The organism is Mesorhizobium loti (assembly GCF_013170705.1).
GTDB classification, from domain to species: Bacteria; Pseudomonadota; Alphaproteobacteria; order Rhizobiales; family Rhizobiaceae; genus Mesorhizobium; species Mesorhizobium loti_D.
Genome location: NZ_CP033334.1, coordinates 2,061,752 through 2,078,826 on the forward strand (window position 1 = coordinate 2,061,752; position 17,075 = coordinate 2,078,826).

The 17,075-nt window shown below is 63.3% G+C and carries 14 protein-coding genes; 5 read left to right on the forward strand and 9 right to left on the reverse strand.

The genetic code is table 11. The features are described 5' to 3' along the window. Nucleotides 1–65 precede the first annotated feature (65 nt). The 9 genes from EB815_RS10105 to EB815_RS10145 all read right to left on the reverse strand — a co-directional run bounded on the left by EB815_RS10105 (nt 66) and on the right by EB815_RS10145 (nt 10,529). Nucleotides 66–1,181, reverse strand: a complete 1,116-nt coding sequence (locus tag EB815_RS10105) for an ABC transporter ATP-binding protein (RefSeq protein ID WP_056577580.1) — start codon at nt 1,179–1,181, stop codon at nt 66–68. 21 nt (nt 1,182–1,202) lie between these two features. Next, the gene (locus EB815_RS10110; protein WP_056577577.1) at nt 1,203–2,147 is read right to left on the reverse strand and encodes a carbohydrate ABC transporter permease; all 945 of its coding nucleotides are present in this window, start codon (nt 2,145–2,147) and stop codon (nt 1,203–1,205) included. After that, nucleotides 2,144–3,100 carry a carbohydrate ABC transporter permease gene (locus EB815_RS10115; RefSeq protein WP_056577574.1) on the reverse strand — a complete coding sequence of 319 codons (957 nt, stop codon included), beginning with the start codon at nt 3,098–3,100 and terminating at the stop codon, nt 2,144–2,146. Before EB815_RS10115 ends, EB815_RS10110 begins: the two co-directional genes overlap by 4 nt. Before the next feature lie 153 nt (nt 3,101–3,253). Further along, the gene (locus EB815_RS10120) at nt 3,254–4,507 is read right to left on the reverse strand and encodes an ABC transporter substrate-binding protein (RefSeq protein ID WP_056577572.1); all 1,254 of its coding nucleotides are present in this window, start codon (nt 4,505–4,507) and stop codon (nt 3,254–3,256) included. Nucleotides 4,508–4,565: 58 nt separating this feature from the next. Next, nucleotides 4,566–6,077 (reverse strand): aldehyde dehydrogenase family protein, encoded by a 1,512-nt coding sequence (locus EB815_RS10125; protein ID WP_056577569.1) that lies wholly within the window; start codon nt 6,075–6,077, stop codon nt 4,566–4,568. Between the two features lie 13 nt (nt 6,078–6,090). Beyond that, on the reverse strand, nt 6,091–6,867 hold the full coding sequence (locus tag EB815_RS10130) for an enoyl-CoA hydratase/isomerase family protein (RefSeq protein ID WP_056577933.1): 777 nt from the start codon (nt 6,865–6,867) through the stop codon (nt 6,091–6,093). Continuing rightward, nucleotides 6,860–8,461, reverse strand: a complete 1,602-nt coding sequence (locus tag EB815_RS10135; RefSeq protein WP_056577566.1) for an acyl CoA:acetate/3-ketoacid CoA transferase — start codon at nt 8,459–8,461, stop codon at nt 6,860–6,862. The genes EB815_RS10130 and EB815_RS10135 overlap by 8 nt, the downstream gene beginning before the upstream one ends. Next, nucleotides 8,458–9,474 (reverse strand): Gfo/Idh/MocA family protein, encoded by a 1,017-nt coding sequence (locus EB815_RS10140; protein ID WP_056577563.1) that lies wholly within the window; start codon nt 9,472–9,474, stop codon nt 8,458–8,460. The genes EB815_RS10135 and EB815_RS10140 overlap by 4 nt, the downstream gene beginning before the upstream one ends. Beyond that, nucleotides 9,471–10,529, reverse strand: coding sequence for a LacI family DNA-binding transcriptional regulator (locus tag EB815_RS10145; RefSeq protein ID WP_056577560.1), 1,059 nt, complete (start codon nt 10,527–10,529; stop codon nt 9,471–9,473). Before EB815_RS10145 ends, EB815_RS10140 begins: the two co-directional genes overlap by 4 nt. 239 nt (nt 10,530–10,768) lie before the next feature. Here EB815_RS10145 and EB815_RS10150 point away from each other — a divergent pair, with 239 nt between their 5' ends. From EB815_RS10150 to EB815_RS10170, 5 genes are all read left to right on the forward strand, one after another. After that, nucleotides 10,769–11,923, forward strand: coding sequence for a dihydrodipicolinate synthase family protein (locus EB815_RS10150; protein ID WP_056577553.1), 1,155 nt, complete (start codon nt 10,769–10,771; stop codon nt 11,921–11,923). Between the two features lie 100 nt (nt 11,924–12,023). Continuing rightward, nucleotides 12,024–13,085: a GDP-mannose 4,6-dehydratase gene (gene gmd, locus EB815_RS10155; RefSeq protein WP_056577550.1), complete on the forward strand. Its 1,062-nt coding sequence runs from the start codon at nt 12,024–12,026 to the stop codon at nt 13,083–13,085. 13 nt (nt 13,086–13,098) lie between these two features. Continuing rightward, entirely contained in the window at nt 13,099–14,073 is a 975-nt protein-coding gene (gene fcl, locus EB815_RS10160) for a GDP-L-fucose synthase (RefSeq protein WP_056577547.1), read from the forward strand. 378 nt (nt 14,074–14,451) lie between these two features. After that, nucleotides 14,452–15,516: a hypothetical protein gene (locus tag EB815_RS10165; protein ID WP_171883281.1), complete on the forward strand. Its 1,065-nt coding sequence runs from the start codon at nt 14,452–14,454 to the stop codon at nt 15,514–15,516. Nucleotides 15,517–15,584: 68 nt separating this feature from the next. Further along, nucleotides 15,585–17,036, forward strand: a complete 1,452-nt coding sequence (locus EB815_RS10170) for a tetratricopeptide repeat protein (RefSeq protein ID WP_244494146.1) — start codon at nt 15,585–15,587, stop codon at nt 17,034–17,036. Nucleotides 17,037–17,075 lie beyond the last annotated feature (39 nt).

Genomic DNA, 17,075 nt, shown 5'->3' on the forward strand with positions numbered 1-17,075 from the left:
CTTTAGGTTTTTGTTTTGATGCATGTCGTTGCCCCAAAACCGGATCCACTTTTGGGCGACATACATCAGCGTATGCGGTTCTCGGTCGCCGGATCGAAGAACACCGCCTTGGTCAGGTTGAAGGCAAGTGGCGTGTTGGTGCCCGGCTGGATGTTGGCGTCGGCGCGCAGCCGCGCCACCACGCCCTTGCCGCCGAGATTGGTGACGGCGAAGGTGTCGGAGCCGGCCGGTTCGACGACTTCGATGTGCAGGTCGGCGGTGGCGATGTTGGAGGCATTGCGCTCGGCGCCTTCCGGATCGGTCAGTGCTTCCGGCCGCACGCCGAAGATGATCGGCTTGCCCTGGAATGCCGAGAGACCGGCCGGCGCATTGGCCATCGGCAGCGTGATCGGCTCGCGCGCCTCGCGCTGCAGCACGACGGACAGCGCATTCCCCGAGGTGGCGATGGTCGCCGGGATCAGGTTCATGGCCGGCGAACCCATGAAGTCGGCAACGAACAGGTTGCTCGGGTTGTTGTAGATTTCGGCCGGCGTGCCGAATTGCTGCACCTCGCCGTCGCGCATCACGGCGATCTTGGTGGCCAGCGTCATCGCCTCGATCTGGTCGTGGGTGACGTAGACGATGGTTGTGCCTGTCGTGGCGTGGAGGCGCTTGATCTCGATGCGCATGTCGACGCGCAGCTTGGCGTCGAGGTTGGACAGCGGCTCGTCGAACAGGAACAGTTTGGGGTCGCGCACCAGCGCCCGGCCCATGGCGACGCGCTGGCGCTGGCCGCCCGAAAGCTGGCTTGGCTTGCGCTGCAGGAGATGGCCGATCTGCAGCACCTTGGCCACCTTGTCGATCGCCTTCTGGCGCTCGTCGGCGGGCACGCCGCGCATTTCCATGCCGAAGGAGATGTTCCCGGCCACCGTCATGTTCGGGTAGAGCGCATAGCTCTGGAACACCATGGCGATGTCGCGCTTGGAAGGGTGCAGATCGTTGATGGCGCGGCCGTCGACACGGATCTCGCCCTCCGTGATCTGCTCCAGGCCGGCGATGGTGTTGAGCAAAGTGGACTTGCCGCAGCCTGACGGGCCGACCAGCACCAGGAAGCCGCCCTTTTCGAGTTCGACATTGATGCCCTTCAGGATCTCAACATTCCCGAAGCGCTTCTTCAGCCCATCAATTTCCAGAAAAGCCATGATCGTTCCTTCTGAATGTGGTCAGCCTTTGACCGCGCCCGCCATCAGCCCGCGCACGAAATAGCGGCCGGCGACGACATAGACGATCAGGGTGGGCAGAGCCGCGATCATCGCGGCCGCCATGTTGACGTTGTATTCGACGACGCCGGTCGAGGTGTTGACGACGTTGTTGAGCGCCACCGTCATCGGCATCGCGTCGCCGGTGCCGGCGTAGGCGGAAGCGAACAGGAAGTCGTTCCAGATGTTGGTGAACTGGTAGATGACGGTGACGACGAAGATCGGCATCGAGTTCGGCAGCATGATGCGGCGGAAGATCTGGAAGAAGGAGGCGCCGTCGACCTGTGCGGCCTTGATCAATTCGGTCGGGAAGGCCTCGTAATAGTTGCGGAAGAACAAAGTGGTGAAGCCGATGCCGTAGACGACATGGACGAAGACCAGGTTGACCGTCGGATTGCCGAGGCCGAAGCTGGTGCCGACCGAGTTCTGCAGCGAGACGCCGAAGCGGCCGAGGCTGCCCAGGATCGTCGCCATCGGCAGCAGCACCGACTGGAACGGGATGAAGCAGGCGAACAGCATCAGCCCGAACACCAGTGTCGCGCCGCGAAAACGCCATTTGGTCAGCACGTAGCCATTGAGCGCCCCGAGCATGGTCGAGATCAGCACGGCCGGAACCACCATCTTGATGGAGTTCCAGAAATAACCCTTGATGCCGGCGCAGGTGAGGCCGACGCAGGTCTCGCCCCAGGCCTTCAGCCACGGATCGAAGGTCGGGGCCTTGGGCAGCGCCAGCATGTTGCCGTTCTGGATCTCGTCCATGGTCTTGAATGAGGTGACCAGCATGACGAACAGCGGCATCAGGTAGAACAGCGCAAACAGCGCCAGCAGCCCGTAGATGACGACACGGTTGAGGGTCTTGGTGCTCATGCCGCTGGAGGCCTGGCGGGCAGGGGTGGCGACAGCGCTCATCGCGGCTTCTCCCGCAGTTCCGAATAGAGATAGGGCACGATGATGGCGACGATGGTCATCAGCATGATCACGGCACTGGCCGAGCCGACAGCCATTTCGTTGCGCTTGAAAGTGTACTCGTACATGAAATTGGACGGCAGCCAGGCCGAGCCGCCGGGGCCGCCTGAGGTCAGCGCAACGACAAGGTCATAGGACTTGATGGCAAGGTGGGCGAGCACGATGAAGGCCGACAGGAAGATTGGCCTGAGCAGCGGAATGACGATGCGGCGGTAGAGCTGGAAGGTGGTGGCGCCGTCGATCTGCGCCGCCTTCATGATCTCGCCGTCAATGCCGCGCAGGCCGGCCAGGAACATCGCCATGATGAAGCCGGAGGCCTGCCAGACACCGGCGATGACCACCGTGTAGATGACGAAATCCTTGTTCTTGATCCAGTCGAAGTGGAAGCTCGTCCAGCCCCATTGATGCAAGGTCTGCTCGAGGCCGAGTCCTGGATCGAGGAACCATTTCCAGGCGACGCCGGTGACGATGAAGGACAGCGCCATGGGATAGAGGTAGATCGGCCGCAGCACGCCTTCGCCGCGAATCTTCTGGTCGAGCAGGATGGCCAGGAACAGGCCGAGCGCCAGGCAGATCAGGATGTAGAGAAAGCCGAAAATGCCCATGTTGGTGATCGACGTGTACCAGCTCGACGGCGGGTCGGTGTCGAAGGTCCAGCCCCACAGCCGCTGATAGGCGCGCGAGCCGGTGATGACATAGGACGGGAAGGTCTTGGAATTGGTGAAGGACAAATAGATCGTCCACAGGATGAAGCCGTAGACGAAGACGATCGTTATGGCGAAGCTTGGCGCCAGCACGATCTTCGGCAGGGCGTCCTGCAGGCGCGAGCGCACAGTGGCGCGGGGCCGTGCATGCTCCGGCGTCAGCTTGATCTGGCTTGTTGCTAGCGTGCTCATGAGCTCCTCCCGTTTTCGGATCGTCCCTGCGCTGCTGTCAGGCGGCAAGGCGGCCCGTGCGGACGGGTCCTTGGTCGGCATGGTGTCGAGCCGGCCAATCGTGGGATGAAACCTTCCCCGCCGAAGCGGGGAAGGTGTTTTCGCGGCCGGCGCTTACTTGGCGTCGTCGATCGCCTTGACCAGCTCGGTCACGGCTTCGTCCGAGGTCTTGATCTGGCCATGGACGAACTTCGAGACGACGTCCTTGTAGGCATTGGCGACCGCCGGAGGCGCGCCATAGCCCTGGGCCAGCGAGCCGAACAGCGTGCCGCCGTCATTGGCTGCCTTCAGGTCGGCGATGCCCTTCTTGCCGCAAGCGTCGAAGTCGGTGTCGGGAACGTCGGTACGGGCCGGAACCGAACCCTTGACGACGTTGAAGGCCGACTGGAAGCTCTTCGACAAGGTGGCGGTGGCCAGTGCGACCTGGGCGGCCTTGCGATCGTCCGGAACGTTGAACATGCCGAACATGTCGGAGTTGTAGATCACGGAGCCGTCAGTGCCCGGAAAGCGATAGCACAGGAAGTCCGTGCCCGGGGTCTTTTTGGCGGCGTGGAACTCGCCCTTGGCCCAGTCGCCCATGACCTGCACCAGCGCATCACCCTTGATCACCATGGCGGTGGCAAGGTTCCAGTCGCGGCCCGAGAAGTTCGGGTCGACGTAGGTGACGAGCTTGGCCAGGTTGTCGAACGACTTCTTCATCGTGTCGGACTTGAGCGAAGCGTCGTCGAGGTCGTTGAAGGCCTTCTTGTAGAACTCGGGTCCGCCGGTCGACAGCACGACCGAGTCGAACATGGTGGCTTCCTGCCAGTTCTGGCCGCCGAGAGCGAGCGGGATCACGCCCGCCGCCTTGGCCTTGTCGAGCAGGGCAACGAAGTCGTCGAAGGTCTTCGGCTCGGTGCCGCCGATCTTGTCCATGACAGCCTTGTTGATCCACAGCCAGTTGACCGAGTGGACGTTGACCGGGGCCGCGACCCACTTGCCTTCATAGACGGAGAACTTCTGCAGGGCGGCCGGAACCGACTTGTCCCAGCCTTCCTTCTTCGCCGTCTCGGTCAGGTCGCCCATGACGCCGGCCGCCGCATAGTCGAGCACGGTGTAGCCGAGCATCTGGGAGGCGGTCGGATAGTTGCCGGCAGCGACCATCGCCTTCAGCGCGGTCATGGCGGCGTCGCCGCCACCGCCGGCCACAGGCACGTCCTTCCAGGCATAGCCTTCCTTGGCGAGATCGCCCTTCAAGACGTTGAGGGCAGCCGCTTCGCCGCCCGACGTCCACCAATGCAGCATCTGCACTTCCTTGACGTCCGCGGCATGCGCCGAGAACGCAAAGCTCGTCGCGAGAGCCGTTCCGATAAGCAGTTTGCGCAACATGTACTTCCTCCCTTGTTGCATTGCACGACCGGTGGAAGCCCACCGGGTTCTTCCAAACTCAGCCGACCCACCATCCTGTGCGCTGGCCGCGATGAAACTGGATTGTCTTTTCCTCGGTATAGTCCTCGACGGCGCGTTTGCCGAGTTCGCGTCCGAGACCGGACTGCTTGTAGCCTCCGAAAGGCAGCTCGGGATAACCTTCCATGAATGTGTTCACCCAAACCGTCCCCGAACGCACCCCACGCGCCACCGACATGCACGTGTCGATGCTGGCGCTCCACACGCCTGCAGACAGACCATAGGGCGTGTTGTTGGCGATGTGCAACGCCTTTTCAATCGTTTCAAAAGTCAGCACGGAGAGCACCGGGCCGAACACTTCCTCGCGCGCGATGGCCATGTCCTCGGTGACGCCGCGGATGATGGTCGGGTCGAGATATTGGCCGGCATTGGAGACCAGCTGCCGGCCGCCGTTGTAAACATTGCCGCCGCCGCTTGCAGCCGCCGTAACGTAACCGGTCACCTTGGCCAGATGGTCGGACGAGATCATCGCGCCGACCTTGGTTCGATCGTCCAGTGGATCTCCCACCGTTACTCTCGACGTAAGTGCCTTTACGGCGGCAAGAAAGTCGTCGGCGATCGCCTCGTGCACGATCAGCCGGCTGCCGGCGTTGCAGCATTCGCCGGCATTGAAGAAGCCACCGAACACCGCCGCGTCGGCGGCAGCTTCGAGATCGGCATCGGGGAAGACGATCTGGCCGTTCTTGCCGCCGAGCTCCATCGAGACCTTCTTGAGCGACTGCGCGGCGGACGCCATCGTCATCTTGCCGACGCGGGTCGAGCCGGTGAACGACACCATCTCGACCAGCGGATGGCTGACCATCGGCGCGCCGACATCACCGCCCAGGCCGGCAAGGATGTTGACGACGCCGGCGGGCAAGCCGGCCTCAAGCAGGATATCGCCGAGCACGAAAGTCGAGGCCGAGGTCATCTCGCTCGGCTTGACCACGGCCGTGCAGCCGGCGGCAAGCGCGAAGGGCATTTTCTGGCTGACGATCAGGAACGGGAAATTCCACGGCGTGATGATCGAGACGACGCCGATCGGTTCGCGCACGACCACGCCCAGCATGGCGTCGCCGAGATTGGCGTAGCTCTCGCCGTGCAGCGTGCGGGCGAGCGAGGCGGCATAGCGCCAGATGTCGACGGCGCCGCCGATCTCGCCGCGCGCCTGGGCGATCGGCTTGCCCGATTCCAGCGCATCGAGCCGGGCGATGTCTTCCAGCCGCGTCTCGATCAGGTCGGCCGCCTTGAACAGGATTGCGGCGCGTTCGGAGGCCTTCATGCGCGGCCACGGGCCGGTCTCGAACGCCCTGTGCGCGGCCTGCATCGCCGCTTCCACCTCGGCCTCGCCGGCCTGCGCATAGCGCGAAACGGTGAAGCCATGGCCGGGGCTCTTGCGTTCCAGCGTGCGGCCATCCCCGGCGTCGACATGCTTGCCGTCGATCAGCAGCCGATAGGTTCTTGGCGCCGCTGACGCTTCGGCGGGCATGGCGATGTTGAGGGGGGCGTTCATCAGGATTTTTTCTCTAGCTTCTTGAAAATGCTGGTTTCTGCTTGGTCTTGAAAGCGCTTACACCAGCCTTGAGGTCGCCGGAGAGCGCGATGAAACCGCTGGCCAGCGCTTCCGTTGCCGCCGCACTTTCCTCGCCTTCGGCCACAGCGATCATCAGCTTGGCGGCTTCGGTCGCCAACGGCCCGCGCTCGGCGATCGTCTGCGCCCAGGCGCTGGCCTGGGCCAGCCCGTTGCCGGTTTCAACGACCCTGTCGACCACGCCAAGGGCCAGCGCTTCGGGGGCGAGAAGTATCTCGCCACCCAAGGCCAAGCGGCGCACGGTCTGGGCGCCGAAGCGGCGCACGGCGCGCTGCGTGCCGGACCAGCCGGGCACGACGCCGATCGAGGTTTCGGGGAAACCCAGTTTCACATGCGCCTCGGCGACGCGGAAATCGCAGGCGGCGGCAAGCTCCAGCCCCCCGCCCAGCGCATGGCCCGACAGCACGGCAATCGTCGGTTGCCGCAGCCTTGCCAGCCGGTCGAACACCCGGTGGCCGTAGCGCACCCATTGCACCTGGAAGTCGGCCGCGTTCATCTGCGCCCACGCCTCGACATCGCCGCCGGAGCAAAAGCCCTTGCCTTCGCCGCGCAACAGCACGACGCGCACGCCTTCAGCCGCCTCGGCCGTTTCGAGCGCCGTTTCCAGCGCCCGCAGCATCGGAATATCCAGCGCGTTGAACTTTTCCGGCCGCCGCAAGGTGACGATGCCGATGGCGCCGTCCCGCTCGAAGGTGACGAGAGGCTCAGCCATGCACGCCTCCGAGCGAAGCGCCGCCATCGAGCGACAGGCCGATAGGCCGATCCTGATAGAGCGCGGCCGGAGTCACCTTGAGGTCGTTGGCGACGCCAAGCGGTGTTTCGGACTGCGCCAGTACATCGCGCTCGAGATCGATGCCGGGCGCCAGTTCCGTCACCATCAGCCCGTCAGGCGTCAGCTTCATCACGCAGCGCTCCGTGACATAGGTGATGTCCTGGCCCTGGGCGACCGCGCGCCTGCCCGAAAACGAGATGTGCTCGACCTCGCTGACGATCTTCTTGACCTTGCCCTCCTGGTCTATGCGGATGCCGCCATCGGCCAATGAGAGTTTCGCGCCGGCATTGAAGAAGCCGGAGAAAACGATCTTCCTGGCCCGCGCGGTGATGTCGACAAAGCCGCCGGCGCCGGCGGTGACATGCGGCCGGGCCGACAGTTTCGAGACGTTGACCGAGCCGTGGCGGTCGATCTGCAGGAAGGAGAGCAGCGAGGCGTCGAAGCCACCGGCCTGGAAATAGATGAACTGGTGCGGCGAGGGCATGATCGCCTCGGCGTTGGAGGCACAGCCGAACTTGAAGTCGAGCAGCGGCACGCCGCCGACCGCGCCCTGTTCGATCACCCAGGTGACCTTGCCGTGCTGGCCTTCTTCCAGAAGGATGCGCGGCACATTGGCCGAGATACCGAAGCCGATGTTGACGGCCATGCCATCGCGCAATTCCATGGCGACGCGGCGGGCGATCACCTTCTGGACGTTCATCTCGGCGTTGCGGAAGGTCGACAGCGGCCGGAAGATCTCGCCCGAAATCGCCGGGTCGTAAGGCGTCAGCGTCGTCTGCAACTGGTCGGGCGCCACCACGATATGGTCGACCAGCACGCCGGGCACGCGCACGTCATGCGGCTTCAGCGTGCCGTTCTCCACCACGCGCTTGACCTGCGCGATGACGACGCCGCCATTGTTGCGGGCGGCGAGCGCCTGCTCCAGGCCGCCAAGATAGGCGCCTTCATGCTCATAGGTGAGGTTGCCGCGCTCATCGGCCGTGGTGGCGCGGATGATCGACACCTGCGGCACGATCGAGCGGAAATAGAGCCATTCCTCGCCGTCGAATTGCTGCACCGAAACGATCGGCTCGCTTGCCGCCGCGTTCATGGCGCAACCCTGATGGCGCGGATCGGCAAATGTGTCGAGACCGACCTTGGTCAGCACGCCCGGCCGCTTGGCGGCGGCTTCGCGGTGCATGTCGAACAGGATGCCGGAGGGCACATTGTAGGCGGCGACCGAATTGTCGCCGATCATCTTCCAGATCTGCGGCGGCTCGGCGGAGGAGGGGCCGGATGGATAGGAGCCGCACAGGGTGCGCTTAAGCAAGCCGGGCTTGGCAAGGTGATCGATGCCCTTGATGCCATACATGTCGCCGGCGGCGATCGGGTGCAGCGTGGTGATGTTCTTCGGGTGACCTTCCGCGTCGAAACGTTCCCCGATGGCGGCCAGCACCGCGTCCGGACAGCCAAGGCCGCTCGACGACGACACGGAAACAACCGTGCCGTCCTTGATCAGGCTGGCTGCGTGCGTTGCGGAAACGACCTTGCTCACTTCATGCTCCCGAGTTTCGGGTCGATCTTGACGGCCTTGCCGGAGCTAGCCGATTGCAGTGCCGCCTCGGCCGAGGCCAGCGACCAGATACCGTCCTCGCCGGTGGCGGAGGGCTGGCCGTCGCCGCGGATCGCGGCATGGAACCGACGCACGGACCTGACGTAGAGATCCTCGCGGTCGAAGCTCAATTGCTCCTCACCCTTGGCCGTGCGCAACAGCACCGAGCCGTCCGGCTTCTGGGTCATGACATTGCCGGCGATCAGCGAGCCTTCCGAACCATGCACCTCAAAGCCGGTGCCTGCGAAGCGGGTGGTGAAGCCTTCATGCGACTGGGCGATGAGGCCCGATTTGAAGCGCCAGATGCACATGGCGCCGTCCTCCAGCCCGCTGCCGGCCATGCCGGCAGCTTGCGTGAAGGCCGAGACCTCGACCGGATCGTCGCCGAGCACGAAGCGCAGCGTGTCGGCATCGTGCACGGTGATGTCGAGCACCACGCCGCCGCCCGCTTGGGGCTTGGTGATGCGCCAGCCTTGCAGGTTTTCCGGCAGATAGACGGAATGGAAAACGCGTGCGGCGATCGGTTTGCCGATGCGGCCGGCGGCGATCGCTTCACGCATGGCGCGATGCGCACCGGCGTTGCGCAAATGATGGTTGGTGCCGAGCACGATGCCGGCAGCGCTGGCGGCCGCGACCATCTTGCGTGCGTCGGCGCTGGTCAGCGCCAGCGGCTTCTCGCACAACACATGCTTTCCAGCCTTGATGGCGGCAAGCGCCTGCTCGAGATGCAACTCGTTGGTGGTCGAGATGTAGACGGCGTCGATGCCGGATCCAAGCAAGGCATCGAGGCTCGACACGGCGGCCGGAATGCCATTTTCCCGCGCGTAGCCCGTGGCGCGTTCCGGGCTGGAACTCATCACCGTCGCGATCTCGCCACCCTCTTGCGCACGAATGGCATCGATCATGAATTGCCTGGCGATCGTGCTGGCGCCGATCAGTCCCCACCTGACGCTCATGCCGCGCCCCCCGTTCCTGCAGGCCTGTTTCGTGTGCGGCGATCCGGGCCGCAACTTTCCCTGACCACGAGATTGACCGCGCCGATATGGTCTTCGGCACGCGTGGTGCGCGACTGGATCATCTTGAGCATGACGTGTGCGGCGCGTTCGCCGAGACCGGCTGTGTCAACCGCGACGCTGGTGAGCGCCGGCATGTAGTGTTCGGCCTCGACCACGTCGTCAAAGCCGACGACAGCGAAATCCGGTCCCGGCTCAAGCCGGCGCTTGCGCAATGCCAGCATCACGCCGAAGGCGACGGCATCGTTGAAGCAAAGCGCCGATGTCGGCGGCTCGGCCATTGCGAGTGCGGTTTCCAGGCAGGCAATGCCACCCTTGCGGCTGGTCTCGCCCTCGATGACGAGCACGTCGCGAGCGGCGATGCCCAGCGTCTCGCAGGCTTCGCGAAAGCCGCCCAGCCGTTCCTGATAGACCACAAGGTCCGATGTGCCGCCGAAGAAGGCCAGCCGGCGATGGCCTTTGCCGATAAGATGAGCAGCGGCAAGATAGGCGCCGCGATGATTGTCGGGCGCGATCACCGGGATGCGGCTTTCAGGCAGGCGGCGCATGGCGAAGACAACCGGCACGCCAGCCATTTCCAGCCGCCGGAAAGCGCCTGGCGTGGTGCCGCGCGCCGGAGACACGATGAGGCCGGCGACGCCTTGCTCCATCAGCGACTTCAGTACCTCTTCCTGGCGCACCGGATTCTCCGCCGTGTTGGCGATGAAGGGCACGATGCCGGCGGACTGGAAGACGCGCTCCATGCCAACCGCCAGTTCGGCGAAGAACGGATTGGTGAGATCGTTGATGACCATGCCGATGACGTTGGAATGGGCCTTGCGCAGATTGGCGGCGCCGCGATTGTAGACATAGCCGACATCCTCGATCGCCTTGCGCACCTTGACCGCCGTCTCGGGCCGGATGAGCCCGCTGCCCTGGAGCACGAGCGACACCGTCGATTTGGACACGCCTGCCTCGCGGGCAATGTCGAAGATCGTCGCCTTGGCCCGGCTGGCCATCCCGATAGCTCCTCCCGGTTTCGGTCCCAAATTATTGGAACGTTCTAATCACTGCTCCAATCGAGAGTCAATCGAGATTTTTCTCTCACCTGGAGAATCGATAATCTGGTGTCACAGGCCATGTCTTGTAACGAGTACCGTGCTGCGATGCAGCATTTCCAAGAAGGCCGCTCCCGAATCTTAAAGGTTCTTGATTTATTGGAACGTTCCATTTATAGGCGCGGTAAAGGGAGAGCTCGATGGATATTTCCTTGCCTGGTGAGGGTGGCCATAGCAGCCGCTACGCGCTTGTCGGACAGCCGGTGCGGCCGGTAATCGGCGCGCGGTTTTCGCGCGTCGCCTATGCCGCCGCGCATGTCGTTGCCGATCCCCTCAAAATGACCGATCCATGGTCGCGGCCCGTGGTCGACTGGGACAGGACGATGGCGTTCCGCCACCATCTGTGGCGGCTCGGCTTCCGCATCGCCGAGGCGATGGATACTTCTCAGCGCGGCATGGGTTTCGACTGGCCAAGCGCACGGGACTTGATCCGCAGGTCGATCGCCGAATCCCGCACCGTCGATGGCGCGGATCTTGCCTCGGGCGCGGGGACCGACCATCTGGCGCCGGCGTCGGCCAGGACACTTGACGATGTGATCGCCGCCTATGAGGAGCAGTTCGCTTTCATCGAAGGAGAAGGCGGCAAGGCGATCATGATGGCCAGCCGCGCATTGGCGGCGGTGGCGAAGGGAGCGGACGACTACGCCGCCGTCTACGACCGGATTCTCAGCCAAGCTTCCGGCAAGGTCATCCTGCACTGGCTTGGTGACATGTTCGACCCGGCCTTGAAGGGCTATTGGGGCAGCGACGATTTCGAGACCGCGCTCGATACGGTGGTCGCCATCATCGAACGTCACGCAAACAAGGTCGAAGGCATAAAGATATCGCTGCTCGATGCCGGCAAGGAGGTTGCGCTGCGCGATCGGCTGCCGCACGGCGTCGTGATGTTCACCGGCGACGATTTCAACTATCCCGAATTGATCGCCGGAGACAGCCGTGGGCATTCGCATGCCTTGCTCGGCATTTTCGACGCCATCGCGCCGGTCGCCAATGCCGCCCTGGCAAGGCTCGCCGAGGGCGACCGGGCCGGCTATGACGCGCTTATGACGCCGACGGTGCCGCTGTCACGAAAGATCTTTGAGGCGCCGACCGAATATTACAAGGCCGGCATCGTCTTCATGGCCTGGCTGAACGGCCACCAGGATCATTTCACGATGGTCGGCGGCATGCAGTCGGCACGCGGCATCCGCCACTATGCGGAGGTCTTCCGCCTTGCCGACCAGGCAGGCCTGCTGGCCGATCCCGACCTTGCCATAGCGCGGATGAAGAGCCTGTGCGCCGTCGCGGGCGTCTGAGCCGAATGAAATTCGGCTAGAAGTATCCCCCGCTCGGGAGATTTGCGATATTGATCTCAGCCCGTATTGAGGGGAGCGCGGATCAGTGGACCAGTAGCCGATGGCGGACAAAGTGGCCCTCATAACCGGGGTAACCGGCCAGGACGGGGCCTATCTCGCGCGGTTGCTGCTGGCGAAGGGCTATATCGTCCATGGCGTCAAGCGCCGTTCGTCCTCGTTCAACACCGAGCGTATCGACGATATCTATGTCGACCCGCATGAACGCGATATCAGCTTCTTCCTGCACCATGGCGATCTTACCGACGCCACGAACCTGATCCGGCTGGTGCAAGAGACGCGGCCCAGCGAAATCTACAATCTGGGCGCCCAGAGCCATGTCCAGGTCAGTTTCGAGACACCTGAATACACGGCCAATGCCGATGCCCTGGGAACGCTCAGGCTGCTTGAGGCAATCCGCATCCTGCGCCTGGAAAAGACCGTGCGCTTCTACCAGGCCTCGACTTCGGAACTTTACGGCAAGACCCTCGAGGTGCCGCAGCGCGAGACGACGCCCTTCCGTCCCTGCTCACCCTATGCGGCCGCCAAGCTCTATGCCTACTGGGCGACGGTAAACTATCGCGAGGCCTACGGCATGTTCGCGGCCAACGGCATCCTGTTCAACCATGAGAGCCCGGTTCGCGGCGAAACCTTCGTGACCCGCAAGATCACGCGAGCAGTTGCCTCGATCCACCATGGCCGCCAGGAAACGCTCTATCTCGGCAACATCGATGTCAGGCGCGACTGGGGTCATGCACGCGACTATGTCGAGGGCATTTGGCGTATCCTGCAGCACGACGAGGCCGACGATTTCGTGCTGGCGACCGGCGAGGCGCACTCAGTGCGCGAATTCGCCGAACTGGCCTTTGCCGAGACCGGAAGGACCATTCTCTGGCAGGGGCACGGTGTGGACGAGATTGGCATCGACGCAGGCTCAGGCGCCGTTCTGGTGCGTATCGATCCGCGCTATTTCAGGCCGGCGGAAGTCGACCTGCTTGTCGGCGACCCGTCCAAGGCCAGGACCAGGCTCGGCTGGTCGCATGTGACCGGGTTCAAGGACCTGGTGGCGGAGATGGTGCGGTCGGATCTGGCACGCGCCGACAACAGGCCCAGTGGCCGTTCCTGACGGAGGCAATGCGATGAACGAGACCTTCGATCTCAAAGGCAAGCGGGTTTTCGTGGCCGGACATCGTGGCATGGTCGGGTCCGCCGTCCTGCGCAGGCTGGCGGTCGAAGACTGCGAGATCCTGACCGCGACGCGCGCCGAACTCGATCTCCTGGATCAGGCCGGTGTGCGACGCTGGATGGCCGACCGTCGGCCGGATGCCGTGGTGATGGCCGCGGCCAAGGTCGGCGGCATCCTTGCGAATGACCGGTTTCCGGCCGATTTCCTCTATGACAATGTCGCGGTGCAGACCAATCTCATCGAGGGCGCCTTCCGCAGCGAAGTGGGCAAATTGCTGTTCCTCGGTTCATCCTGCATCTACCCAAAACTGGCGCCGCAGCCGATCCCCGAGGACGCCTTGCTGACCGGCCCGCTCGAACCAACCAATGAATGGTATGCGATCGCCAAGATCGCCGGGTTGAAACTCTGCCAAGCCTACCGGCGTCAATACGGTGTCAACTACATCTCGGCGATGCCAACCAATCTCTATGGTCCAGGGGACAATTTCCACCTTGAATCCAGTCACGTCATACCTGCGTTGATGCGCAAGGCACATGAAGCGAAGCAGGCCGGTCACAAGACCCTGCAGGTATGGGGATCGGGCACGCCGATGCGTGAGTTCCTGCATGTCGACGATGCCGCCGATGCCCTGGTCTCCCTCCTGAAAACCTACAGCGGGGAAAGCCATGTCAATGTCGGCTCGGGTCAGGACATCACCATCGCCGAATTGGCCAGGACGGTCGCCTCGATCGTCGGCGGCGACGTGGAGATTACGTTCGATGCGACCAAGCCGGATGGTACACCGCGCAAGTTGCTGGACGTTTCGCGGCTGTTTGCCATGGGATGGCGCCCCCGGTACTCGCTGCACAGCGGGCTGGAGCAGACATATGCATGGTTCCTCCGGCATATCGAAGCCGGCCAGGTCCGGCTGACAGCACCCGAAAGTTGATGCCGCTTGAGCGATTTCTCGATGAAGACATTGGCGGCGACGAGGACGGATGGCCTTGGAGGGCGCCTGCTTGCCATGGTCAATGCAAAATGTCTCGCCGACAAAATGGGGTGCCGTTTCGGCTTCACCTGGAACCGCCGGTCCATCGACGACATGCAATTCCATATTGTCGATTCCGTCGACAAGGTTTTTGCCGCCGATTTCATCGAAAGACACTGGCTTGGCGAGAAGATCGACACGGCCCGGTTCGGCGTCCTCGATGGAACCCGGTTCACCCGGTCCAGCCTGGCGGCCGACGCCCGTCAAAACGGCCTCCAGGGGTGGATCTGCGATGATTTCCGCATCCTGAGATCGTTCCGGCAGGACTGGTTCAGGGCTATGCTGCCCGCCAACAGGTCGGCCCGCTCGAGGCATCGGACGTTTGGCACGTTTGGCTTTTCCGAATCCGTGAGAGCAACGATCGCCGCCGCCGGCAAGCCTCGGTTTTCCCGGCCGATGGCCGCGCTGCATCTGCGCAGCGGCGACATCATCCACGGGAATTATCGCTCGGAGCTGGAGTTTTGCGACAAGGTCATTCCCGCGCCGCTAGCCAAGGCGATCGTATCGAACCTGGCGTCAAAAGGCCTGGCGACGCTGGTAATCGGCCAGGACCGGACAACGCTCGACTATCTGAAATCGGCGACCGGGGCCTTTCTCGCCGACGATTTCGGCGCGAGCCAGTTTGAAGACGAGACACTCAAGGCGTTTTTCGAAATGGCATTGATGGCTAGGTGTCGACAGATCCATGCGGGAAGCAGCGTGTTCGCGACAATCTCGTCGGTGATGGGCGGCATCCGGGTCATCAGGCCAAAAGCCTTGTTCGGCAATCGCGGGACAGCCGAGGTCATCCTGGACGAATTGAAGGCTCGGCAATCCGATTACCATCCGCTGGAGGCCGCCTTTGGTTATCAGTCGGCCTTCGTGCTGACGGAACACAGGACCAGCCCGGCGCAGGCGAGGGAGATTCTCGAAAAGGCGGCCGCGCTCGATCCACAAAACCCCGCCTATGCGTTGAAGATGGCGGCCGGCTATTTTCGAGAACGGAATTATCAAGGCGGCGAGGCGGTTCTGAAAGCGTTCATGCTCAAGGAAGTCGACGCCCGCGCCGAAAATCCGATGCGGATTCTGCGGGTTCTGACCCGCCCCTCGGCGCGTGGCCACATCATGGCAGGAGACTTTGAACTCTACTTTGCCGCCGCCAAGGCAGGATACCCCTACGCCGCGGCATGCTCGGCCCAGATCCTTCACACGGCCCTGGGCAGAACCGAGGCCGCCTTGACGATGGCCACGCTGTCCCTCAAGGCGGAACCCGCCAATCGGCTTTTTCGGGAAATCGAATTGGCGATCCGGGCAAGCGCGACGGCAAGTGACAGCTCGTCCTCGCGGCAGCTGGCCGGCGGTTGACGCGGTCGAACCTCGCGGTGGATTGGAACAGACATATGCATGGTTTCTCCTCCACATTGAAAAGGGCGATGTCCGACTCGGTGCCGCGTGACGGAGGATCGATGCTGATTGTCGTCAACAGGGAAGATGGGCTGGGCGGCCGACTGCTGGCGATGGCCAATGCGAAGGCCCTCGCCGACAGGCTCGGCTACCGTTTCGGCTTCACCTGGAGCAGCCGGGATATCATCGACCAGCAATCGCATACCGTCGACGTGGTCGGGAAGATCTTCTCCGCGGACTTCATCGACAAGCACTGGCTGGGCGAGACGATCAAGGTTGCCGACTTCGGTGTCCTTGGCGGCGCGGCCTTCGCACCGTCGGACCTTGAAGCAGCTGCAAGAGAGGGGAGGCAGCGCGGCTGGATCTGCGACGACTTCGATGTTCTGGATTTCTTCCGTGGCCAGGGTGTTCAACCGGATCGGTCCGAAGCGCTGCGGGCCTTCGGGTTCGCGCCGGGCGTGCGGCGGGCCCTGGATGCCGCCGGCAAATGCCGCTTTCCCGGCCCGATGGCCGCCTTGCATCTTCGCAGTGGCGACATCGTCCATGGCCACCATCGCAGAAGGCTGGTTTTCGCCGACAAGGTCATCCCTTCGACCCTGGCCAAGGCTGTTGTGTCGGAGCTCTCGTCGAAGGGCCTGACGACGCTCCTTGTCGGCCAGGATCGCGCGACGCTCGACTATGTCAGCGCGCAAACCGGGGCACTGCGGACCGACGATTTCGGCGCCGCCGACTTCAAGGGAGAGGAGGCGCTCAGCGCATTCTTCGAGATGGCGCTGATGGCAAGGTGCCAGCGGATCCATGCCGGCAACAGCATCTACGCGGTGGTTGCGTCCGTCATGGGCGAGGTCCCGTGCCTGGACATAAGCACGCTGTTCAGCAAACCGCGCGCGGCGGAAATCATCATGCAGGAATTGCAGGCGCATCAAGCCGACTATCATCCCCTTGAAGCCGCCTTTGGCTACCAATGGTCGTTCCTGTCGCTGGAAGACAAGATCGACCCGGCGCGGGCGAGGGAGTTGCTGGAAAAAGCCCAGGTGCTGGATCCGGAAAACGACGCCTATGACCTGAAGCTGGCGGCGGCGCATTTTCGCGAAGGCAACTATCCGGCCGGCGAGGCCATGCTGAAATCGCTGATGATCAGCCAATCCCGGCGGCGCTCCAAAATTCCGTTGCCGATGATGGACATCCTGACCGACCGGATTGGCGGCTTCCTGACGATGGCCAGGGATTTCGAGGTGTTTTTCGCGGCGGCAAGGGCCGGCTATCCCTACGCCATGGCGTGCTCGGCCTATGTCCTGCTCGAAGTGCTGGAGGACAGAAAGTCGGCGGTGGAGGTGGCGGCAAGGTTGGTGAAGATCGAGCCTGGGAATGCGATCTTCAGAAGAATCAGGCGGCGGGTCGAGCTTGGCAAGAAGCCGAAATCCGGTCGGCTGGCGAAGGCACGGTGGCGGCTCGGCCGCCTGAAGACGTTCTGGATCTGACGCCTCACGGTGTGACTGCCGCGCGCCGCATCGGAGACC

Coding starts and splice junctions, on each gene's coding strand:
- EB815_RS10105 (WP_056577580.1), bottom strand. CDS start 1,181: ATGGCTTTTCTGGAAATTGATGGGCTGAAGAAGCGCTTCGGGAATGTT.
- EB815_RS10110 (WP_056577577.1), bottom strand. CDS start 2,147: ATGAGCGCTGTCGCCACCCCTGCCCGCCAGGCCTCCAGCGGCATGAGC.
- EB815_RS10115 (WP_056577574.1), bottom strand. CDS start 3,100: ATGAGCACGCTAGCAACAAGCCAGATCAAGCTGACGCCGGAGCATGCA.
- EB815_RS10120 (WP_056577572.1), bottom strand. CDS start 4,507: ATGTTGCGCAAACTGCTTATCGGAACGGCTCTCGCGACGAGCTTTGCG.
- EB815_RS10125 (WP_056577569.1), bottom strand. CDS start 6,077: ATGAACGCCCCCCTCAACATCGCCATGCCCGCCGAAGCGTCAGCGGCG.
- EB815_RS10130 (WP_056577933.1), bottom strand. CDS start 6,867: ATGGCTGAGCCTCTCGTCACCTTCGAGCGGGACGGCGCCATCGGCATC.
- EB815_RS10140 (WP_056577563.1), bottom strand. CDS start 9,474: ATGAGCGTCAGGTGGGGACTGATCGGCGCCAGCACGATCGCCAGGCAA.
- EB815_RS10145 (WP_056577560.1), bottom strand. CDS start 10,529: ATGGCCAGCCGGGCCAAGGCGACGATCTTCGACATTGCCCGCGAGGCA.
- EB815_RS10150 (WP_056577553.1), top strand. CDS start 10,769: ATGGATATTTCCTTGCCTGGTGAGGGTGGCCATAGCAGCCGCTACGCG.
- gmd (WP_056577550.1), top strand. CDS start 12,024: ATGGCGGACAAAGTGGCCCTCATAACCGGGGTAACCGGCCAGGACGGG.
- fcl (WP_056577547.1), top strand. CDS start 13,099: ATGAACGAGACCTTCGATCTCAAAGGCAAGCGGGTTTTCGTGGCCGGA.
- EB815_RS10165 (WP_171883281.1), top strand. CDS start 14,452: ATGCTGCCCGCCAACAGGTCGGCCCGCTCGAGGCATCGGACGTTTGGC.
- EB815_RS10170 (WP_244494146.1), top strand. CDS start 15,585: ATGTCCGACTCGGTGCCGCGTGACGGAGGATCGATGCTGATTGTCGTC.